We start from the raw sequence: 22549 nt of genomic DNA on the forward strand, positions 1-22549 counted from the left end.
GAAGAGACGCCGGAAGAAGCGCCGGAAGAGACGCCGGAAGAAGCGCTGAAAGAGACGCCGGAAGAAGCGCCGGAAGAAGCGCCGGAAGAAGCGCCGGAAGAAGCGCCGGAAGAAGCGCCGGAGGAGACATCGGAAGATGCGTGGCCGGGACAGGGAGATCAGGGCGGCCCGTATACCATTGCGCTGGAGAGCTACCGTCGCTTTGAAAGTCCCAGCGGCAAGAAGCTGCAAGAGATGTTACGCCGCCCGGCGTTTATCGCCTTGCTCAATGTGCTGAAGGATCGGGTGATCTTTGGCCGGGAGGAACTGACCCAAATGAGTCCCGAGCTGCCGGAGAGCTATCTGCATACCGCGGTCAAGGACGGCTATGTCACCCAGATTACCGTGACCGGCCGGGATGGAGAAAGCCGCTGTTACTATCAGCCGGCCCGCAAGCTGCTGGAGGGACTGGGGAAACAGAGTGTGCACCGCTATATTGAACGCAATTTTTCCAACGGGTCCGCAACCATTTCCCGGGGCATTGCCGAACCCAGGCTGTGCGGCGAGGTACTCAACCAGATCGGGGCTATTGAGACGGTACTGAGCTGGCTCCACGAAGAGAAGCGTCTGGAGGACTGGGGGGTCGACCGGCGGGCGGTTGTGCTGGGCGACGTGTGCTACCAGATTGAACTGCGGTTTGGACGGAAGGGCAGCCGTCAGAGCCGGTACACCTGGGTAATGATGGCCCTGGTGGACCCGGGACGGGAACTGCGTGAAGAACTGCTGGGGCAGATTTGTACTCAGATAGCGGAACAGGAGGCGGTCTGGCTGACGGTGCCCACTGGGAGCGAGATCGCCGGCTGGTCGGCGCTGCTGGCCGGCCGTGGTTTGCCCGCTCCTCGGTGGGTGGCGCTGGACACCCCCGGCGGTTTCTACCGGGCCGACGGCAGTTTCTGCACCTTTGAGGATTACTTTTGCGATGAGACGCCGCCCGAGCCCGAGACGGGGCCCGACCCTGATGGGCCGCAGGACCTGCCGGAGCCGTCTTGCGGCCCGGAGGAAGCCCCGGAAGTAACCGAGGAACCGGAGGAAGCCCCGGAAGTGACCGAGGAACCGGAGGATGAATCGGCTCTGGACGGGGAGGCGCTGGAAGGAGAAATTCTGGAGGAAGCGGAGGAGGTGCCGGAGGAGGCACTGCGTTTTTCCGAAACGAGAGAGGGACTGTTTACTCTGTCGGTGAATCCGGAGGAGCTGATACAGCAAAGCGACGCCTGGTTCGCCGAGGGCCAGTTCCCCCTGGCGCTGTGTGAGCTGCGGGCGGCTGCGATGCGCTTCCCGGCGCTGGAGGAACGCTGCCGCCGCTATGCCTACGCCCTGGATGACCCGGCGGAGTTCTGCGAGTATCTGCCGGACCGGGTGGTGTGGGTATACGCCGGCGCGGCCCATACGCCGGTACTGGACTGTCTGCGCCTGAGCGCCCATCTGCGCATGGCCTGCTCCAGCGAGGTGGCCCAGGCTTGGTATCAGGCCGCCGACCTGCTCCATGGCCTGGAAGGGGAGCCCTTTTTGGCGGACTATCCCGCGCTGCGCCGTGGCGTCGGTATTCTGGCCGAAGAGCTGCGCCGCCGCCGGCGGGGCTTTGACCCCCAGCTGGTACGCCAGTCCTGCATGTGGGGCGACACCAGCCGCCGGCTACATATTCTGTCCGAGCAGGCGCGGGATAAGTGCAACGCCAAGCTGGCGGAGACCGGTTTTTATGCCAACCGCATCAAAAGTCTTATGGATGCCCTCTTTGGAGTGCGCAGTGAGCTGATGGACTGTCTGCGGGTGGTGGCCGACAACGACGAGAACGGCCGCAAAAAGGTAAAGGAGTACTGTGCGCCTCTGGTGAATGCCCAGGGCAGGCCCAACCCCAATGCGGTGAAGAAGTACATCGACCGGGCCTGGGAGAACCAGCCCACCATCCGGCGGCAGAACGAGCGGCTGACCAGCTCCGCCCGGAGCAACGCCATCAACCGTTTCCACACCTGCCTGGATATCTGCGTGCAATGGCTGGAGTGTTCGGATAATGCCATTGCCGGCCAGGAGGAGGCGGAGCGGATCCTTCGGCAGCGCAGTACGCTGGCGGCCTGCTTCCGGGACAGCGTGGGTGCGCTGGACGCCTTGGCCAAAAAGGACGGGACAGTGCTGCGGGGCGCGGTATCGGTGCTTCAGGCTACCCTGCGGGAGCTGGCCGACAGCCTGGAGGGACGGCTGGCGCAGCGGCACGACTATTACGTGGACTTCTTACGCACGGGCGAGATCGAGCTGGATGAAAAATACCTGCCCGTTTTGGAGCAGGCGGAGTATGTGATTCCGAACAACGAACCCTGGACCCGTCTGCGCCGCCACCAGGAAAAAATGGCGCGGGGTGAGGGTACCGACTGGGAGAGCGTTATAGATCGGATCTGGAACGGCAGCCGCCGCACCCCCGAGCGCTACAATTTTGGCACGGCGGCGCTGATCCAGGAGTATCACGCCCGGCGGAATAAGACCCTGGAGGCACTGGAACGGGCGGACATTGAGGGGGACATTTCCCGGATCATGCCCCGGCTGAAGGAGGATGAGAGCCTCTTCCGGGCCCAGCTGGAGCTGGCGGCCACCTATGGGCAGATTGAGGACAACGCCTACAAGGAGCGGATCTCCAACACGGTGGTGGAGGTACTGCGCCTCCATTACGCCAAGACCAACAACTGGGGTTTTTATTACCGTACCATGGACGCCTGTCTGGCTGCGGTGGCGGAGCGGGCCAAGGCGCTGGAACCCCGCTACCGGTACGAGTTCGACCAGCTCAAGCAGCAGAAGGAGTACTGCCCCATGTTTGACAAGATCGAGGAGCTGATGGGGCAGAAGATGTTCAGCGTGGCCCACGACTATATGCAGCTGGTGCTGCGGGAGGGGGTCACCCGTCCGCCGGAGAGCGTGATGCTGCAAAACGGGGAGGAGAAGGATTATTTCCGCCAGTTTTTGCAGGAATATCCCCGGCTCATCCGGCGCTGTACCGGCGACCGCGGCCAGGGCCGGACGCTGGAATACATTTATGGCGAGTATGCCGGCGATGACCGGCAGGACACCAACCACCTCAAGCGCAGCGCCCGGGAGATGATCAAGAGCTGGCCCAAGAACAACAACCTGACCCCTGACGGGGCCATGAAGCTCCTGCGCAGCCTGTCCTTCCAGGTGGTAGAGGTGACGCAGGGGGAGAAATACGGCAGCCTGGTGGCCAAGTGTACGGCGGGGGACACCAATGTCTTTAACTATCCCCATCCCATCGCGGCCTTTGGCACCCGGCTGGCCAGGACGGGGCTGGAGGTGGCGGTGCTTTCGGGCAACAAGACGGCTTCCGATCTGACCGCCTTTATCAACCGGCTGGGCTACACCGAGCGGCCTACGCTCATCCTGCTGGACTGGGCCCTGCCGCTGGCCGAGCGCAACGCCATGGCCCGCGCGCTCAAGCGGGAGAGCGCCAATCTGGCCACGTGTATTGTGGTGGACCGGGTGCTCATGCTCTATTTGACCCGTTTTGGGGAGAGCGAGCGGGGCAAGGTACTCCTTCAGTGTACGCTGCCCTATCACGTCTACAACCCCTATACCAAGGGAGACGCGGCCAGCCCGCCGGAGATGTTTATGGGACGCCGGGCCCAGCTGGAGGAGATTCTCACCAACGGCAAGGCCAATATCATCTATGGCGGCCGTCAGCTGGGCAAGACGGCGCTGCTGCGCCGGGCGGCCTACCTGGTGGACAGACGGGAAAAGGGGAACTGGGCGATCTATACCGACGCCCTCTACCGCTGCGACCGGGACGAGTCTCTCAAAAAGCTCTACGATGAGCTGACCGCCGCCGACTTCCTGCCGGCAGAGCCCCGGCCGGACTCCTGGGAGGAGCTGTGTGCCCGCATCCGCCGCCGGATGGACCGGAGCGACAAGCCGGTTCACCGGTTCCTGCTGCTGATGGACGAGGCCGACGCCTTCCTGGAGAGCAGCGCGGGGGTGAACTACCAGCCGGTGGCCTGCCTCTATCAGCTGCAAAGCGCCACCGACGGCCACTTCAAGTTTGTTCTGGCCGGTCTGCACAACGTGGTGCGCTTTTCCCAGGCCACCCGGGACAACAACGTCATGCCTAAGCTGGGCACCCTCACCGTCAAGCCGCTGACCTACCAGGAGGCCAGCCGCCTGCTGGAGGAGCCGCTCTACTACCTGGGCTTCCGCATCACGCCGGAGCAGAACGTACTGCTCTCCCAGATCCTGCTGAGCACAAACTACTATCCCGGCCTGATCCATTTCTATTGCGCCCAGCTGGTGGAGTCGCTGCGCACCGTGGACACCGACCCGCCTTACTGTCTGGACGAGAACCAAATCCGCGTTCTGCTCCAGAAGCCCGACTTTTTGCAGCAGATCAAGGAGAAATTTTTCATTACGCTGGACGTGGAAGAGGATCGGCTCTATTACCGCATCATCGCCTACGCCCTGGCCTACTGCTACTATGACCGGCCCAACCAGGCGGTGGAGGGGTATACGTTCCGGGACATTTTGGAGATGTGCGCCCTCTTTGGGGTGAAGGCCATTACCGACCTGCCCCAGGAGAGCGTAAAGGTGCTCCTTTCTGAAATGGAGGAGCTGAACGTGCTGGTCCAGCTGAACGGGCGCTATACCTTCAACGGGGCCAACTTCCGTCACATGATGGGAGATGAGGAGACCGTGTTTGACGAGCTGGGGAAGTTCGGAGAGAGCGAGGGCTGAGTCATGTGGACATGGGAGACCTATGAGCGCACCTGGTGGAACGAAATCTATGGGCCCCAGAAATTATGCCGAGACTTGGTGGAGGCCGGGCGGATCGGCGGCTGTATCTTTTTTCACCACAGCAGTCCGCTGCCCTGGGCCGAGGCCTTGCGGGACCAGGTACAGGAGGAAATGCAGAGTTATGCCAGCGATCTGCGGATTGTGCCGCCGGTAGACCTGAGGGAAACCGGGTGGACGGAGCAGGCGGTTCTGGAGGCGGTCGCGCCGGAATCGGCACAAGAGTTTCTGTCTGCCATGACGCTATCCCGTTTTTTGGACCGGAGCGGGGCTTTGGACGGGAAGCTGGTGTGGCTGTACGGACTGCCGGAGGCGGCCGAGCCGGTGTGGACGGAGCGTCTGGCGGAGTTTGCCGCGCTGCCCGGTGCGAGCCGGTGCATTTTGCTGTTGGAGGTATCTGGAAAGCGGTACCGGCGCAAAAAGGTGCGCGACCTGTCGGCCGACGACTATGTGCGGGGCTTTGACGTGACCCAGCTTTGCACCATGGCGGTAGGTGTGGGCCGGGAGTCCAGCCGGCACAAGGAGTATTTGACTTATCTCTGTCAGGAGGGCGCCGCCGGCGATCCGGAGTGCCTGCCCGCCCTGCTGGGGCAGCGGGAGCGGCTGCTGGAGGACCCGGCGGCGGTGATGATGGAGGCTCTGGGACTGGGAGAGCAGGAGGCGGTGCGCCGGGTGCGCCGGGCACAGCTCAAGCTGCTTTTACCTCTGTTGGAGGATCTGCGCATTGCCCTGCTGGAGGAACACGCCGCCGACTGCCGCAAGCTGCTGCCCTTCCGAGACGAATTTGGAAACGAGTATCACTCGGAGTATGAAATGGAGCTGCGCCATCTGGTCTACTATTACAACCAGGGAGCCATCCGACTGACCCGGGAAGAGTGGGCCCGGGTGTGGACGCCTTACGACGCCCGCAACCGTCTGATGCACCATATGAAGGCGCTGGATCTATCGGTGATCGGTCCGGTGCTGGAGCTTGCCGAAGCCATACAGTGATGCAAAGGCCTGGATGCACAAAAGCCGGTCCTCATCGGAATATTTTCCATAAAAAGCCATTAAATTCCGTTTTTTAACGTATGATCTTAAAAATACACGGAAAAGCTAAAAAATTTTTATGAAAACTAAAATACAGTTTGACAACCGATGAGAGAACCGGTATAATGCACCATAAGGAGAGAAAAATTATGCTCAGCGGTTCAATGGAACGACCCCTGCCGCCGGAACACGGCCGGGGCCGTTTCTTGTAAATACGAGGAGGAACGGATATGAATCGACTGGTAATCGAGACGCCGGACCGGGCCCAAGAGGTATTGGAGGGGCTGTACCGGGACGTACAGCGCCGGGTCGGGTCCAGCGCGCCCGGTCTGTGCCCGGTGGATATGGCCCTGAGCTTTCTGCGGCTGTGCCACGCCCAGACCTGCGGCAAGTGCGTGCCCTGCCGGATCGGTCTGGGGCAGCTGGCCAAGATGCTGGAGGCGGTGCTGGACGGGGAAGCCACCCTGGAGACCATCGACCTCATCGAGCAGACGGCCAGCGTGATTGTGGACACGGCGGACTGCGCCATCGGCTACGAGGCGGCCAATATGGTTCTGCGTGGGGTCCGCGGCTTCCGGGAGGACTATGAGGAGCACATTCTCCATCACCGGTGCATCTGCGGTCTCTATCTGGCGGTGCCCTGCATGTCGGTATGTCCCGCTCATGTGGACGTGCCGGGCTACATCGCGCTGGTGAAGGCGGGGCGGTGCGAGGACGCGGTGCGTCTCATCCGCAAGGACAATCCCTTCCCGTCGGTGTGCGGCTATGTCTGCGAGCACCCCTGCGAGGACCGGTGCCGCCGCCACATGGTGGACGACGCCATCAACATCTGCGGCATCAAGCGCTACGCGGTGGATCACGCCGGTCCCATCGCGACGCCGCCCTGCGCCCCCTCCACCGGGAAGCGGGTGGCGGTGGTGGGCGGCGGCCCCGGCGGTCTGACGGCGGCCTACTTCCTCACCCTGATGGGGCACAAGGCCGTGGTGTACGAGCAGCGCCACAAGCTGGGCGGTATGCTCCGCTACGGCATCCCCGACTACCGCCTGCCCCCCGAGGTACTGGACAAGGACATCCAGTACATTCTGGACACCGGCGTGGAGACGGTGCTGGACAGCACGGTGGGCGTGGACGTGACCATGGAGCAGCTCAAGGAGAGCTATGACGCGGTTTATATTTCCATCGGCGCCCACGACGACAAGAAGCTGGGCATCGAGGGGGAGGACAGCGTCAACGTGGTCAGCGCCGTGCAGATGCTCCGCGGCATCGGCGAGGGGGAGATCCCCGATCTGAAGGGGAAGCGGGTGTGCGTCATCGGCGGCGGCAACGTGGCCATGGACGCCACCCGGACCAGCCTGCGCCTGGGGGCCAGCCAGGTGACCTGCGTCTACCGCCGGCGGGTGGAGGATATGACCGCTCTGCCCGAGGAGATCGACGAGGCCCAGAGCGAGGGCGGACACATTCTGTCCCTCCACGCCCCCGCCCGCATCGAGCGGGACGAAACGGGCAAGGTGACGGCCCTGTGGGCCCAGCCCCAGATCATCAGCGAAGTGGGGAGAGACGGCCGTCCCGCGCCCCGGCCCGCCGCCGGCGATCCGGTACGCATCCCCTGCGACTATATCGTGGTGGCCATCGGTCAGGCCATCGGCTCCCAGTATTTTGAGACCAAGGGCATCGAGACCAAGCGGGGCGCCATCCAGGCGGAAAAGTCCAGCTTTGTGCCGGGCAGCGGCAACGTGTTTGCCGGCGGCGACGCGGTCTCCGGACCGGCCACCGTCATCCGGGCCGTGGCGGCGGGCAAGGTGGCGGCGGACAACATCGACAGCTTCCTGGGCTATCAGCACACCATCACGGTGGACGTGGAGGTGCCGCCGCCCCAGCTCACCAACAGTCCGGCCTGCGGCCGGGTAAACCTGGTCAGCCGCTCCATTGACCGGATCGACGGGGACTTCGGCCTGGTGACCAAGGGCATGAGCGAGGAAGAGGCTCAGCAGGAGTGCGCCCGCTGTTTGCGCTGCGACCACTTTGGCTACGGCATCTTCAAAGGGGGGAGGAATATCAAATGGTAAATCTGCATGTCAACGGCGCTCCGGTCTCGGTGCCGGAGGGCTCCACCATTCTGGAGGCGGCGGCCGCCGCCGGCATTCAGATCCCACATCTCTGCTACCTGAAGGAGCTCAACGAGATCGGCGCCTGCCGCATCTGCTGCGTCCAGGTGGAGGGGGAGAAGAAGCTGGTCACCAGCTGCAACAACGTGGTGCGGGAGGGAATGCAGGTCTACACCAATACGCCCCGGGTGCGTCTGGCCCGGCGGACCAATCTGGCCCTCATCCTCAGCCAGCACAACTGCAAGTGCGCCCTCTGCGTGCGCAACGGCAACTGTCAGCTCCAGCAGCTGGCCAACGACGCGGGCGTTTTGGACAATCCCTTCCCGGAGGACCTGCCCAGCGCCCGTCAGTGCGAGTGGGACGCCTCCTTCCCTCTGTACCGGGACAGCGCCAAGTGCATCAAGTGTATGCGCTGCATCCAGGTGTGCGACAAGGTGCAGGGGCTGAACGTGTGGGATCTGGCGGCCACCGGTGGCCGGACCCGGGTGGACGTATCCCAGAACCGGGTCATCACCCAGGCCGACTGCAGCGCCTGCGGCCAGTGCATCACCCACTGTCCGGTGGGCGCGCTGCGGGAGCGGGACGACACGGCCAAGGTCATGCGGGCCATTGAGGACCCGGAGGTCATCACCGTGGTGCAGATTGCGCCGGCGGTCCGCACCGCCTGGGGGGAGAACCTGGGTCTGAGCCCGGAGGAGGCCACGGTCAACCGGCTGGCGGGGGCGTTCCGGCAGCTGGGGGTGGACTATGTGTTTGACACCAGCTTTTCGGCGGACCTGACCATCATGGAGGAGGGCAGCGAGTTCCTCCACCGGCTCAAGGCGGGAGATCTGGCGCGCTATCCCATGTTCACCAGCTGCTGCCCCGGCTGGGTGCGCTTTGTGAAGAGCCAGTTCCCCCAGCTGGTGGGTCAGCTCTCCACCAGCAAGAGCCCCCAGCAGATGTTCGGCGCGGTGGTGAAGAGTTACTTTGCCCAAAAGCTGGGCGTGCCGCCGGAGAAGATCTGCTGCATCTCGGTGATGCCCTGCCTGGCGAAAAAGACTGAATGCGACCTGCCCACCATGAAGGGGGACAGCGGCTGCAAGGACGTGGACTTTGCCCTCACCACCCGGGAGGTGGTGCGGATGATCCGGGCGGAGCACATCGACGTGGCCCACATCCCGGAGACCCCCTTCGACCGGATCTTGAACGACTACACCGGCGCGGGCGTGATCTTCGGCGCCACCGGCGGCGTGATGGAGGCGGCGCTGCGCAGCGCCTACTTCCTTGTGACGGGGGAAAATCCGCCCGTGGACGCCTTCCGCGACGTGCGGGACAGCGGCCTGGCCGGGGAACGGCAGTGGCGGGAGGCCACCTTTGAGATTCAGGGCACGCCGGTCCGCGCGGCGGTGGTCAGCGGTCTGGGCAACACCAGGGCGCTGTGCAGGGCGCTGCTCAACGGCCAGGTCCACTACGATTTCGTGGAGGTCATGGCCTGTCCGGGCGGCTGTGCCGGCGGCGGCGGACAGCCCATCCACTGTGACGATAAGGAACGCGCCTTTACACGCGGTCAGGTACTGTACGGTCTGGACCAGGGCATGGCGGTCCGGTTCAGCCACGAAAACCAGGACGTGCAGGCCCTTTACCGGGACTATCTGGAGGCGCCGCTCAGCCACCGGGCGGAGCGTCTGCTGCACACCGATCATACGGCCTGGGATATGCCCTGACGGCCGGTTTTGGAGAAAAAACAGCGGGAAGCTGTCACCCCTTTTCCGCGGGGGGAGACGGCTTCCTGCCTTTTTTTGCGCAGGGGAGCAGGAAGGATATGGAGAAAAAGAAAAGTAGAATGGGGAGTTTCCTACAAACAGGGGGTATATCCCTGGAAAACCATGGGAGAAAGTGGGGATAAGTAAGATTGCACAAAAAAACACCCACTGGACAAAGAAGTGTATTGCAAAAGTGCAATTTTTTGATATACTAAAAAGAAGATGGCTGTAAGGGCGCAAAAAACAGCCATACGGTGGAGCGAAAAGGGGCGCGAGAGCGATGATTGCAGATACAGACAAAGAAAAAGAGGAAGTTTCCCTGCTTTCGGATATGATAGACAAAAAGAAGCTGCAAAAGCTTCAGGATACCATGGCCGAGGCGTTGGATATGGCCTTCATCGCGGTGGACTACCGGGGCAGACCGGTGGTGGAATACAGCGGCTTCACCGATTTCTGCTGCCGGATGCGGGAGCGCCCGTGCAGCCGGGACCTGTGCTTTCAGTGCGACGCCCACGGCGGGCTTCACGCCACCATTACCGGCGAGCCCTACATATACCGCTGTCACGCGGGCCTGGTGGACTTTGCCGTGCCGTTGATTTTGGACGGGCAGTATCTGGGCTCTCTGCTGGGGGGCCAGCTGGAGCTGACCGACACCGAGCAGGATCTGCAGCCCCTCCTGCCTCAGACCACCGACTGGCGCAGCGACCCGGAGCTGATTGAGGCGTCGGGGCGGGTCCACCGCATTTCCTACGAAAAGCTCAAGGCCAGCATCTCGCTGGTACGGGACACGATGCAGGGGCTGCTGGAGGATTCCCGCCGGGGTGCGGTGCAGGCCAATCTGGAGCGGCGCATCCAGGAACTGATGGAGGAGCGGGCCAACCGGGCCAATTTTCAGGAGACGGTGGCGGGCAGTCAGTTCGGACTCATCCAGGACTATCTGGGCGGCGACTTCTTTTTTTATGTTCTGAATGTGCTCTCCTGCCTGGCCTATCGGGAGAAGGCGGAGGAGACCGAGCGGGCGGTGTGTGATTTTGCCGCCATGATGCGCTACGTCACCGAGAACGCCGACAGCAATTTCGTCCCCCTGGGGGAGGAGCTGGGCTATATCGCCAGCTATCTCCAGCTCCAGAAGCGGCGGCTGGAGGGCAGGCTTCAGTACGACATTCAGGTACCGGAAAAGTATTATGGGGTGCTGTGTCTGTTCATGATGATCCAGCCCATGGTGGAGAACGCCCTGCGCTACGCGGTGGAGCCCAGCGAGGAGGGGGGCAGCATCTCCATCCGGGCCCATGAGGAGGGGGAGCTGCTGGTGCTGACGGTGAGCGACAACGGCACCGGTATGCGCAAAGAGCAGATCGAGGCCATTCTGCGCCAGCGGAGCGGCAAGCACGGCAAAAGCCGCAATTATCTGACCAACATCAATCAACGATTGAAAAATATTTTCGGCAAGCGCTGCGGGCTGGTGATCCGCAGCAAGGACGACGGCTTCCCCGGCACGGAGATCCAGGTACGCATCCCGCTGCGGAATGAGGAGACCCTGGAATGAGCGGAGGGGGATAGGACAGAGAGACGGCTCCCGGACAGGACCCGGACACGGATAGAAGGAGCGAAAGCGGATGTTCAAGATTCTGGTAGTGGACAGTGGTGTGATTGACCGGGAAATGATCCGGGATACCCTGACGGCGGGACTGGAAGGCCCACTGGAGATCCATATGGCGGTGGGGGCAGAGCAGGCCAAGGCCATTCTGGCCCGGGAGAGCATTGACCTGCTCATTGCGGACGCGCCCCGGGCGGCCTATGTGAAAAATCTGGTGTATACGGCCTACGGCGCCAGCGGGAGGATCCGGGTGATCCTGACCACCGTAAAGCGGGAGGACGAGATCGCCCAGATCGCAAGCCGGCTCAACGCGGAGGGGTACTTGCTCAAGCCCTTCCGGCGGGAGCATCTGGTGGCCATGGTCCGGCCGCTGGAGGAGGCGGTCAAGGAGGACCTGGCCCGGGCGGGCGAGGCGGAGCGGAGCGCCTATCTGGAGCGGATTCGGGCCAGTATCCAGGAGTGTCAATATAAAAAATCCATTGAGACGGCAAAAGAGTACATTGAATTCCTTTGTCAGACAGGTGATAATAAAAACGTGATTCGCACCCGGATGGTGGAATTTGCCGCCGGGCTGGCGGAGCTGGGGAACACCCAGAGCCAGGAGGTGCAGCATCAGCTGAACGCCTGCCTGGAGCGGTTCCGCTCCCGGTTTGATTTGCAGGGCAACCCCTTCGAGGTCTCTTTGGTCATTGAAGAGATGGTGGACATCATTTTCAACGATTTGGACCGGCGTCAGCTCTACTCGGACGACGATTTGAAGCGGGTGCTCAATTACATCGACCGCAACATCAAGCGGGGCATCACCCTGGACGACGCGGCGGAATGCGTGAATATGAGCTCCAGCTATTTCAGCAAATTTTTCAAAAAATCCACCGGCATCAATTTTATCACCTATGTGACCGACCGGAAGATCGAATTTGCCAAGGATATGCTGCGCAGCACCGACATGCCTGTCATCAACATCGCCTATGAGCTCTCCTACAACGAGACCAACTATTTCAGCAAGGCGTTTAAGAAAAAGGTGGGCATGACGCCGGTGGAATACCGGGAGCGGTGCGCCAGGGAAGGGCGGCATACCACGGCGGGACAGTGACGCCGGAAACGGTCCGCGGACTGAGAGGAGCGGTGAACCGTGCAGGAATTCAGCTTCAGTACCCGTATTTTTTTCGGAGAAGGCGCCTTGGAACGGCTGAACAAGGTGGTAAACAAAAGAGTCCTCATCGTGACCGATCCGTTCATGGCCAAGACGGGCGTGGCGGACCGGGTGGCGTCCTATTTGACGGACTGTGAGGTGACCATTTTTTCCGACGTGGTCCCCGACCCGCCCATCGAGACGGTGGCCGCCGGCGTGCAGTGCCTCCAGAACTGCCGGGCGCAGGTGATGGTGGCGGTGGGCGGCGGCTCGTCCATCGACGCGGCCAAGGCCATCCGGGCCACGGCGGGCCGGATCTCCACGGTGGAGACCGAGATCATGGAGTGCTTTGCCATTCCCACCACCAGCGGCACCGGCTCGGAGGTCACGGAATATTCGGTCATTACCGACAAAGAAAAGGGGCTGAAGTATCCGCTGGTGAGCCGGGCGCTCCGTCCCCCCACGGCCATTCTGGACCCCTCTCTGGTGACGTCGGCGCCCCCTTCGGTGACGGCGGACAGCGGCATGGACGTGCTGACCCACGCGCTGGAGGCCTACGTGTCGGTCAACGCCAATGATTTTTCCGACGCGCTGGCGGAAAAGGCGGTATCGCTGGTGTTTCGCTGGCTGCCGGAGGCCTATAAGAACGGCGGCGACCTGCTGGCCCGGGAGAAGATGCACAACGCCTCGTGCATGGCCGGTCTGGCTTTCAACTGCGCGGGCCTGGGTCTGTGCCACGGCATGGCCCACGCGGTGGGCGGCAAGCTCCATCTGCCCCATGGACGGGCCAACGCCATCATCCTGCCCCATATCCTGCGCTATAACGCCAATCTGGACGGCAGCCGCCGGGGAGAGCCGGGGGTAACGGCCAGGAAGTATCAGCGCATCGCCAAGCTTTTGAATCTGCCCTCCTCCAGCGTAACGGTGGGGGTGAGCCAGCTGGTGCGCGGGGTGGAGCATCTGAACAAGACGCTGAAAATCCCCGCCAATCTGCGCAGCGCCGGCTGTGATATGGGGGTGTATGAGCAGGAGCGCAAGGCCATCATCGCCGCCGCGCTGGCCGACTCCACCACCGCCACCAATCCCAGACGCCCCAGCGAGGGAGAGGTCAAGAACCTCCTGTCCATCGTCGCGGGCTGAGTTCCCCGGCCATCTATGGAAAACGTCTGCAAACGCCCCGCCGTACGGCGGGGCGTTTTTTCGGACCTTTTCGGGCGGAAGGAAAAAAGACGGCTTGCGGGCAAAAGGAAGCGTCATGGTGTAAAACGCAGAGAAAAGGAAAAAATTTTTCAATCATTATCGGCAAAAAAGAACAATCGTCTGCCGAAAAAGAGGGGGATTAAGGAAGGTTTCTTTGGTAAGATTGGACGAAAAAATACCCCCAGCAAGCAAGAAAGTCTGTGGAGATACAAGTATAATAGTCTAAGAGAGGTCTTAAAAACCGATAAGGATACGTGATTTTGAATTTAGGAGGTAAGGTTATGCAGCAAGAAGCACTGGGTATGATCGAGACCCGCGGTCTGGTCGGCGCCATCGAGGCCGCCGACGCCATGACCAAGTCCGCCAACGTCACTCTGGTGGGCTATGAGAAGATTGGCTCCGGCCTGGTGACCGTGATGGTCCGGGGCGACGTGGGCGCGGTCAAGGCATCTGTGGACGCCGGCGCCTGCGCTGCCGAGAAGGTGGGCGAGGTGGTCTCCCAGCACGTCATTCCCCGCCCCCACACCGACGTGGAGAAGATCCTCCCCAAGACCCCCAACAACTGATCTGATCACACATTAAATATCATGGAGGTATGAAGCAATGAAGGACGAACTGGTCAGCAAGATCATGGACGAGGTTCTCAAGAAGGTCGGCGCCGAAGCGCCTGCCGCCGCGCCTGCCGCTCCCGCCGCTCCCAAGTGCTGCAATAACACCTGCAACCTGACGGAGTTCGTGGGCACCGCCATTGGCCACACCATCGGCCTGGTCATCGCCAATGTGGACCGGCAGGTCCACGAGAAGCTGGACATCGACCCCAAGTTCCGCTCCATCGGTATCATCGGCGACCGTACCGGCGCCGGTCCCCAGATCTTCGCCGCCGACGAGGCCGTGAAGGCCACCAACTGTGAGATCCTGAAGATCGAGCTGCCCCGCGACACCGAGGGCGGCGCCGGCCACGGCTCTCTCATCATCTTCGGCGCCGAGGACGTATCCGACGCCCGCCGGGCCGTGGAGGTCTGCCTGCGGGAGGTGGAACGCACCTTCGGCGACGTGTACGGCAACAGCGCCGGCCACCTGGAATTCCAGTACACCGCCCGTGCCAGCCACGCGCTGAACAAGGCCTTCGGCGCCCCCATGGGCAAGGCCTTCGGCATCACCGTCGGCGCGCCCGCCGCCATCGGCGTGCTGCTGGCCGATACCGCCGTGAAGGCGGCCACCGTGGACGTGGTGGGCTGCTCCACCCCCGGCAACGGCGGCACCAGCTACTCCAACGAGGTGATCCTGACCTTCTCCGGCGACTCCGGCGCCGTGAAGCAGGCCATCATCGCTGCCCGCGACGTGGGCATGCAGGTCCTGGGTGTCATGGCTCCCGATGAGGAGCTCAAGAGCACCACCACCCCCTACATCATCTAATTCTCATCGGGAAGGAGTCAGTCGCACATGAAGTCAAAACGTTTTGAAGTCCTGGCCGCTCGCCCGGTCAATCAGGACGGTTACGTCAAGGAATGGCCTGAGGTGGGCCTCATCGCCATGGACAGCCCCTTCGATCCCAAGCCCAGCATCAAGGTGGAGAACGGCCGGATCGTGGAAATGGACGGCAAGACCCGCGATGAGTTCGACATGCTGGACACCTTCATCGCCGATCACGCCATTCGCATCGACGGCGCCGAGGCGGCCATGGCCATCGACTCTCTGGACATCGCCCGCAAGATCGTTGACATCAACGTCAGCCGGGACGAGATTCTGGCCATCACCCTGTGCCTCACCCCCGCCAAGCTGACCGAAGTGGTGGGCAAGCTGAACATCGTGGAGATCATGATGGGCATGACCAAGATGCGCGCCCGCATGCAGCCCGCCAACCAGTGCCACGTCACCAACGTGCGCGATAACCCCGTTCAGATCGCGGCCGACGCCGCCGAGGCCGGTGTCCGCGGCTTTGCCGAGATGGAGACCACCGTGGCCGTGGCCCGTTACGCGCCCTTTAACGCCATGGCGCTCTTCGTGGGCGCTCAGGTGGGCCGTCCCGGCGTCATGACCCAGTGCGCCCTGGAAGAGGCTACCGAGCTGATGCTGGGTATGCGTGGCTTCACCACCTACGCCGAGACCATTTCGGTCTACGGCACCGAGCCCGTCTTTATGGACGGCGACGACACCCCCTACTCCAAGGCGTTCCTGGCCAGCTGCTACGCCTCCCGCGGCCTGAAGATGCGCTTTACCTCCGGCACCGGTTCCGAGGTCCAGATGGGTTACGCCGAAGGCAAGTCCATGCTGTACCTGGAGGCCCGCTGCCTGGCCGTCACCAAGGGCGCCGGCGTGCAGGGCACCCAGAACGGTTCCGTTTCCTGTATCGGCGTGCCCGCCGGCGTGCCCGGCGGTATCCGCGCCGTGGCCGCTGAGAACCTGATCTCCATGCTGCTGGATCTGGAGTCCACCACCTCCAACGACCAGACCTTCACCCACTCCGACCTGCGCCGTGTGGCCCGCAGCGTGCCGCAGTTCTTCTCCGGCACCGACTACATCTGCTCCGGCTACTCCGCCACCCCCAACTATGATAATATGTTCGCCGGCTCCAACTGGGACGCCGAGGACTATGACGACTGGAACATCATCCAGCGCGACATGAAGGTGGACGGCGGCCTGCAGCCCGTCCGCGAGGAAGAGGTCCTCAAGGCCCGCAACAAGGCCGCCCGGGCCCTCCAGGGCATGTTCCGTGAGCTGGGCCTGCCCGAGATCACCGACGCCGAGGTGGAGGCCGCGACGTATGCCAACGGCTCCAACGACATGCCGCCTCGTAACGTCAACGAGGATCTGAAGGCCATTGAAGAGATGATGGCCCGCAAGGTCACCGGCGTGGACTTTGTCCGGGCGCTGGACAAGGCCGGCTTCCCCGACGTGGCCCACAGCGTGTACAACATGCTCCGCCAGAAGGTGGCCGGCGACTACCTGCACACCGCCTCCATCTTTGACGAGAGCTTCCACGTGCTCTCTGCGGTGAACATGCCCAACCAGTATCACGGTCCCATGACCGGCTATCAGATGAGTGAGGAGCGTTGGAACAAGCTGAAGGACATCCCCAACGCCATCCGGCCGGAAGACATCTAAGAGGGGTGAATACGAGATGACGTTTGATGCTAATATGCTGCGCAGCGTGATCGAAGAGGTCATGAAGGAGATGAACCTGGACGAGGCTCTCGGCGCCGCCCAGGCCGCTCCCGCTCCCGCTGCCGTTACTACCATTCCCGAGACCAGCAAGCTGACCCTTACCGAGACCGGCGAGGCCCAGAAGGGCGCCGCGCCTGACGAAGTGGTCATCGGTCTGGCGCCGGCCTTCGGCACCAAGCAGACCAAGACCATCATCGACCTGCCCCACGACAAGGTGCTGCGCGAGATCATCGCCGGCATCGAGGAAGAGGGTATGAAGTGGCGCATCATCAAGGTGTACCGCACCTCCGACGTGTCCTTCATCGCCCACGACGCCGCCGAGTATTCCGGCTCCGGCATCGGCATCGGCATCCAGTCCAAGGGCACCACGGTCATCCATCAGAAGGACCTGCCGCCCCTGTCCAACCTGGAGCTGTTCTCCCAGGCGCCTTTGATCGACCTGGACACCTACCGCAAGATCGGCAAGAACGCCGCCAAGTATGCCAAGGGCGAGGCGCCCACCCCCGTCCCCACCAAGAACGACCAGATGGCCCGTCCCACCTATCAGGCGCTGTCCGCTCTGCTCCACATCAAGGAGACCGAGCTGGTGGACAACAACAAGCGTCCCCAGGCCGTGACGGTCAGTTTTCAGTAAGCAGTAAGGGAGGCTAACAAGTTTATGGATCAGGAACTTTTGATGAAACAGATCGTGGAGCAGGTCATGGCCGCCATGAACAAGAGCGCCGCCGCTCCCGCCGCTGCCCCCAAGGCCTGCGGCACGAAGGTCACCGCCGCCGACTATCCTCTGGCGGAGAATATGGCCGACAAGATCGCCACCCCCACCGGCAAGCCCTTTGCTTCCCTGAGCTATGAGAAGGTCATCAGCGGCGAGCTGTCCGCCGAGGACATGCGCATCGCCCCCGAGACCCTGGAGATGCAGGCCCAGGTGGCCGAGAGCGTGGGCCGCGAGGCCTTTGCCGGCAACCTCCGCCGGGCCGCCGAGCTCATCGCGGTGCCCGACGACCGCCTGCTGGAGATCTACAACGCGCTGCGTCCCTACCGCTCCACCAAGCAGGAGCTGCTGGACATCGCCGCCGAGCTGGATGGCTACAAGGCCACCGTGGCCGCCGGTCTGGTCCGCGAGGCCGCCGAAGTCTATGAGAAGCGCGACCGCCTGAAGAAGTTCTAAGAGATCATAAAGGTAGGAGGCCACGCCATGAAGATCGTCGCAGGTATCGACATCGGCAACGCAACCACGGAGACGGCGCTGGCCCGGATCGAGCATGGAAAGGCGGAATTCCTCTCCAGCGGGATCGTGCCCACCACCGGCATCAAAGGCACCCACCAGAACATCAACGGCATCTTTCACTCCCTGACCAACGCCCTGGAGGCGGCGGGATTGACCCTGAAGGATCTGAGTGAGGTGCGGCTCAACGAGGCCGCGCCGGTCATCGGCGACGTGGCCATGGAGACCATCACCGAGACCATCATCACCGAATCCACCATGATCGGGCACAATCCCGCCACGCCGGGGGGCGTCGGCGTGGGTGTGGGCGAGACGGTGCGCATTGACGCGCTGGACAGCGCCAGGGGGAATCAGGATTACATCGTGGTCATTCCCCGGGAGGTGGATTTTGAGGTAGCCGCCGCTCTTATCAACCGTGGGGCGCAGAACGGCCGCCAGGTGACCGCCGCCATCGTGCAGCGGGACGACGGCGTGCTCATCAGCAACCGGCTGGACCGGAAGATCCCCATTGTGGACGAGGTTGGCCTCATCGACAAGGTACCGCTGGGGATGCGGGCCGCCGTGGAGGTGGCCGGACCCGGCGGCGTGGTGGAGGTTCTGTCCAATCCCTACGGCATCGCCACGCTGTTCGGCCTTTCGTCCGACGAGACCCGCCAAGTGGTGCCCATTGCCCGTGCCCTCATCGGCAACCGGTCCGCCGTGGTCATCAAGACGCCGGCGGGCGACGTGAAGGAGCGTAAAATCCCCGCGGGCTCCATTGAGATCCTGGGGAACGGACGCACGGTGAAGGTAAACGTGGACGAAGGCGCCGAAAAGATCATGGCCGCGGTAGGCGCGGTGCGGGAGGTGGACGACGTCCGGGGCGAGCCGGGGACCAACGCCGGCGGTATGCTGGAGAAGGTGCGGCAGGTCATGGCCAATCTGACCAACCAGCACCCCCGTGACATCAAGATCCAGGACCTGCTGGCGGTGGACACCTTTACGCCCCAGAAGGTGCGGGGCGGTCTGGCCAACGAGTTTTCCCAGGAAAACGCCGTGGGCATCGCCGCCATGGTCAAGGCCGACCGTCTCCAGATGGTGGCCATCGCCAAGGAATTTTCCGAAAAGATCGGGGTACCCGTCCAGGTGGGCGGCGTGGAGGCAGATATGGCCATCCGCGGCGCGCTGACCACCCCGGGCACCACGAAGCCTCTGGCCATTTTGGATATGGGCGCCGGTTCCACCGACGCGTCCATCATCAACTCGGCGGGGGAGATCCACTCCATCCATCTGGCGGGTGCGGGCAATATGGTGACCCTGCTCATCCAGTCGGAGATGGGTCTGGACAACTTCGACACCGCCGAGGATATCAAAAAATACCCCCTGGCCAAAGTGGAGAGCCTCTTCCACATCCGGCACGAGAACGGCACGGCGGAATTTTTCGACCAGCCGTTGAACCCCAACCTGTTTGCCAAGGTGGTCATCCTGAAGGAGGGGCAGATGCTGCCTCTGGAGGGCGACCAGTCCATGGAGCGCATCAAGCTCATCCGGCGGCAGGCCAAGGAGAAGGTGTTCGTCACCAACGCCGTCCGGGCGCTGGCCAAGGTCAGCCCCACCGGCAACGTGCGGGACATCCAGTTCGTGGTGCTGGTGGGCGGTTCGGCGCTGGACTTTGAGGTCCCCCAGCTGGTGACCGACGCGCTGAGCCAGTACCGGGTGGTGGCGGGCCGGGGCAACATCCGGGGCACCGAGGGCCCGCGCAACGCGGTGGCCACCGGCCTGGTGCTGTCCATGACCGAAGGAGGCTGAGCCATGAGACCAGTGGAACAGGAACGGCCCACCATCAAGGTGTTTGTCGCCAGCGGCTATGGCCGTCCGGCCACGCTGCTCATGTTGCTCCACGGCATTGAGGAGGAGGGGATCCCCTTCCAGATGCTGGACGAGCAGAAGGGGGACGCGGTGGCCCTGGCCTGGGAGGCCAGCCATCAGTCCCGCCTGGAGGTGGGCGTGGGGCTGGACCACGACACCCTGGCCCTTCACTACGGCAAGCTGAAGGCAGACCAGCCGCTTTTCACCATTTCGGCCCGGTCGCCGGAGGAACAGGTGCGGGCCATCGGAGCCAACGCCGCCCGGCTGGTCAAGAAGATGCCCTTCAAACCGGTGGAGCGGCCTGAGGAGGTGAACGGATGAGCCAGAAAAGCCTGGGACTCATCGAGACATATGGACTTTTGGCCGGTGTGGAGGCGGCGGACGCCGCGGTCAAATCGGCCAACGTGGAATTGGTGGGCTATGAGCTCTCCAAGGGCAGCGGCATGACCACCATCAAGGTGGAGGGCGACGTGGGCGCGGTGAAAGCCGCCATCCAGGCCGCCCAGGTGGCCGCGGAGAAGGTGGGCCGGGTGGCCGCCGTACGGGTGATCGCCCGCCCGGCGGCCGGCATCGAGATGCTGGTGCGCAACGGGGACACGGTGGGCTATCAGCCGCCGGAGCCGCCCGCGCCGCCCGCACCGGAACCGGAGGGACCCGCCGGCGACGGCGGAGCCGGACCGGAAGAAGGCAGCGAGGAAGCGGCTGAGCCGTCTCCCAACCGGGCCGCCCGCCGGAGCAAGAGCAAGGGGAGCGGCCGCACAACCAAAAAGAGCGGCGAGACCGTCTGAAGCGGCGGACCCGCCGGACCCCAAATCTAGGAGGAATCAGACATGAGCGAAGCGTTAGGTATGATTGAAACCCGTGGCCTGGTGGGCGCCATCGAGGCCGCCGATGCCATGACCAAGTCCGCCAATGTGACTCTGGTGGGCTATGAGAAGATCGGCTCCGGCCTGGTGACCGTGATGGTCCGCGGCGACGTGGGCGCGGTCAAGGCGGCTGTGGACGCGGGCGCCTGCGCCGCCGAGAAGGTGGGCGAGGTGGTCTCCCAGCACGTCATTCCCCGCCCCCACACCGACGTGGAGAAGATCCTGCCCAAGGCCCTGTAAGCATAGGTCGGCGGCATGAGTACGACGAGAAGTTTGACCAGAGAAGAACTGGTCAGGTTGATCACCCGCAAGGTGATCGAGGCGCTCCAGGGCGGGCGTCCCATTCCCCTCGGCGTCTCCAACCGGCATATCCACCTGGACCGGGCGGATATGGACATTCTCTTTGGTCCCGGCAGCGAGCTGACCCACAAGAAGGATCTGGGCCAGCCCGGGCAGTATGCCGCCGAGGAGACCGTCACCCTGCGGGGCCCCAAGGGCACGCTGAAAAAGGTGCGGGTGCTGGGACCTCTGCGCTCCGAGACCCAGGTGGAGATCTCGGTGGCCGACGGCTTCGTGCTGGGCGTCAAGCCGCCGGTACGGGAGTCGGGCTATCTGAATGGGACGCCGGGCATCGAGATCATCGGGCCCTGCGGCTCTATTAAAAAGGACCGGGGGGTCATCGTGGCCCTGCGCCACATCCATATGACCCCCACCGACGCCGAGCAGTTCGGCGTCAAGGACAAGGACGTGGTCTGCGTCCGCATCGGCGACGCGGTCCGGGGCGCGCAGCTGACCAACGTACACGTCCGGGTGTCGGCCCAGTACGCGCTGGAGATGCACGTGGACGTGGACGAGGCCAACGCGGTGGGCGCCAAGAACGGCGATTTTGTCACCATTTGCAAATGTGAAGAAACGCCAGCGTGCAAGCTGGAAGGAAAGCGGTAAAAAGAAGGAGGGTTCCCCTTGGCCTATGATCTGAGCGCGGCAAATGAGACTCTTTTGGAGTTTGAGCGATTGGTCCGGGAAGGAAAAACCGCGCCATGGTCAGGGAACCTGAAGGTAGGCGTGGACCTGGGCACCGCCAACATCGTGGTGGCGGTGGTGGACGAGGAAAACCGGCCGGTGGCCGGCATGACCACCCCGTCCCGGGTGGTACGCGACGGGATCGTCGTGGACTATGTGGGGGCGGTGTCCGCGGTCACGCGCATGAAGCGGGAGCTGGAGGAGCGGCTGGGCTGTACGCTGGAGCGGGCGGCCACCGCCATTCCGCCGGGCATCCTCGCGGGGAACGTGCGGTGCATCGCCAACGTCATCGAGGGGGCGGGCTTTGAGGTGTCCAACGTCATCGACGAGCCCACCGCGGCGGCCACGGTGCTGGGGATCGACTCCGGCGCGGTGGTGGACGTAGGCGGCGGCACCACGGGCATCAGCGTGCTGAAGGACGGCGCGGTGGAATTCACCGGCGACGAGCCCACCGGCGGCACCCATATGACGCTGGTGCTGGCGGGCTTCCATCACTGCACCACCGACGAGGCCGAGGAGATGAAAAAGGACCCGAAACAGGAGTCCAACGTCTTTCCGGTGGTCCGGCCGGTGGTGGAGAAGATGGCGTCCATCGTGAGCCGGTATCTGCGCAGCCACCCCACCGACGCCATTTACGTGGTGGGGGGCGCCTGCTGCTTTACCCAGTTCGAGTCGGTATTTGAAAAAAACATCGGCATCCCCACTTACAAGCCGGAGGTCCCGCTGTTGGTGACCCCGCTGGGGATCGCCATGAACGCATAAAAACGCCCTGTGACCAGGGCGCAGAAAGGAGCGGATA

At 63.1% G+C, this 22549-nt stretch carries 19 protein-coding genes; all 19 read left to right on the forward strand.

Annotation, left to right across the window (positions count from 1 at the left end; translation table 11 throughout):
* Nucleotides 1–4758, forward strand: a 4758-nt coding sequence (locus tag H7U37_RS03605; protein WP_204873672.1) for an AAA family ATPase, incomplete at its 5' end; no start/stop codon positions are given.
* A 3-nt stretch (nt 4759–4761) separates the two neighbouring features.
* Nucleotides 4762–5805 (forward strand): hypothetical protein, encoded by a 1044-nt coding sequence (locus H7U37_RS03610; RefSeq protein ID WP_204873673.1) that lies wholly within the window; start codon nt 4762–4764, stop codon nt 5803–5805.
* A 269-nt stretch (nt 5806–6074) separates the two neighbouring features.
* Nucleotides 6075–7910, forward strand: a complete 1836-nt coding sequence (locus H7U37_RS03615) for an NAD(P)-binding protein (RefSeq protein ID WP_204873674.1) — start codon at nt 6075–6077, stop codon at nt 7908–7910.
* Nucleotides 7904–9655 (forward strand): [FeFe] hydrogenase, group A, encoded by a 1752-nt coding sequence (locus H7U37_RS03620; RefSeq protein ID WP_204873675.1) that lies wholly within the window; start codon nt 7904–7906, stop codon nt 9653–9655. Before H7U37_RS03615 ends, H7U37_RS03620 begins: the two co-directional genes overlap by 7 nt.
* Nucleotides 9656–10025: 370 nt before the next feature.
* The gene (locus H7U37_RS03625) at nt 10026–11240 is read left to right on the forward strand and encodes a PocR ligand-binding domain-containing protein (RefSeq protein ID WP_204873676.1); all 1215 of its coding nucleotides are present in this window, start codon (nt 10026–10028) and stop codon (nt 11238–11240) included.
* A 70-nt stretch (nt 11241–11310) separates the two neighbouring features.
* On the forward strand, nt 11311–12384 hold the full coding sequence (locus H7U37_RS03630) for a helix-turn-helix domain-containing protein (RefSeq protein WP_204873677.1): 1074 nt from the start codon (nt 11311–11313) through the stop codon (nt 12382–12384).
* 39 nt (nt 12385–12423) lie between these two features.
* A complete protein-coding gene (locus H7U37_RS03635; protein WP_204873679.1) occupies nt 12424–13563 on the forward strand; it encodes an iron-containing alcohol dehydrogenase in 1140 nt (379 codons plus the stop codon).
* Between the two features lie 15 nt (nt 13564–13578).
* A complete protein-coding gene (locus H7U37_RS03640) occupies nt 13579–13881 on the forward strand; it encodes a hypothetical protein (RefSeq protein ID WP_204873681.1) in 303 nt (100 codons plus the stop codon).
* A gap of 23 nt (nt 13882–13904) precedes the next feature.
* Complete coding sequence (gene pduA / locus H7U37_RS03645; RefSeq protein WP_204873683.1) at nt 13905–14189, forward strand: BMC domain-containing protein; 285 nt, start codon at nt 13905–13907, stop codon at nt 14187–14189.
* Nucleotides 14190–14226: 37 nt separating this feature from the next.
* Nucleotides 14227–15039, forward strand: coding sequence for a propanediol utilization microcompartment protein PduB (gene pduB, locus H7U37_RS03650; protein WP_204873685.1), 813 nt, complete (start codon nt 14227–14229; stop codon nt 15037–15039).
* A 27-nt stretch (nt 15040–15066) separates the two neighbouring features.
* Entirely contained in the window at nt 15067–16728 is a 1662-nt protein-coding gene (locus tag H7U37_RS03655) for a propanediol/glycerol family dehydratase large subunit (RefSeq protein WP_204873686.1), read from the forward strand.
* A 16-nt stretch (nt 16729–16744) separates the two neighbouring features.
* A complete protein-coding gene (locus H7U37_RS03660; protein WP_204873688.1) occupies nt 16745–17422 on the forward strand; it encodes a propanediol/glycerol family dehydratase medium subunit in 678 nt (225 codons plus the stop codon).
* Nucleotides 17423–17446: 24 nt separating this feature from the next.
* Nucleotides 17447–17956 carry a diol dehydratase small subunit gene (locus H7U37_RS03665; protein ID WP_204873689.1) on the forward strand — a complete coding sequence of 170 codons (510 nt, stop codon included), beginning with the start codon at nt 17447–17449 and terminating at the stop codon, nt 17954–17956.
* A gap of 27 nt (nt 17957–17983) precedes the next feature.
* Complete coding sequence (locus tag H7U37_RS03670) at nt 17984–19801, forward strand: diol dehydratase reactivase subunit alpha (RefSeq protein WP_204873691.1); 1818 nt, start codon at nt 17984–17986, stop codon at nt 19799–19801.
* Between the two features lie 3 nt (nt 19802–19804).
* Nucleotides 19805–20182, forward strand: a complete 378-nt coding sequence (locus tag H7U37_RS03675; RefSeq protein ID WP_204873693.1) for a glycerol dehydratase reactivase beta/small subunit family protein — start codon at nt 19805–19807, stop codon at nt 20180–20182.
* Entirely contained in the window at nt 20179–20649 is a 471-nt protein-coding gene (locus H7U37_RS16020) for a BMC domain-containing protein (protein WP_204873695.1), read from the forward strand. The genes H7U37_RS03675 and H7U37_RS16020 overlap by 4 nt, the downstream gene beginning before the upstream one ends.
* Before the next feature lie 42 nt (nt 20650–20691).
* Entirely contained in the window at nt 20692–20967 is a 276-nt protein-coding gene (gene pduA / locus H7U37_RS03685; RefSeq protein WP_204873697.1) for a BMC domain-containing protein, read from the forward strand.
* 15 nt (nt 20968–20982) lie between these two features.
* A complete protein-coding gene (gene pduL / locus H7U37_RS03690) occupies nt 20983–21672 on the forward strand; it encodes a phosphate propanoyltransferase (RefSeq protein WP_204873699.1) in 690 nt (229 codons plus the stop codon).
* Between the two features lie 18 nt (nt 21673–21690).
* Nucleotides 21691–22512 carry an ethanolamine utilization protein EutJ gene (gene eutJ, locus H7U37_RS03695; RefSeq protein WP_204873701.1) on the forward strand — a complete coding sequence of 274 codons (822 nt, stop codon included), beginning with the start codon at nt 21691–21693 and terminating at the stop codon, nt 22510–22512.
* Nucleotides 22513–22549: the final 37 nt, after the last annotated feature.

It is taken from the genome of Pseudoflavonifractor phocaeensis (genome assembly GCF_016901735.1).
In the GTDB taxonomy this organism is placed as follows: domain Bacteria; phylum Bacillota; class Clostridia; order Oscillospirales; family Oscillospiraceae; genus Pseudoflavonifractor_A.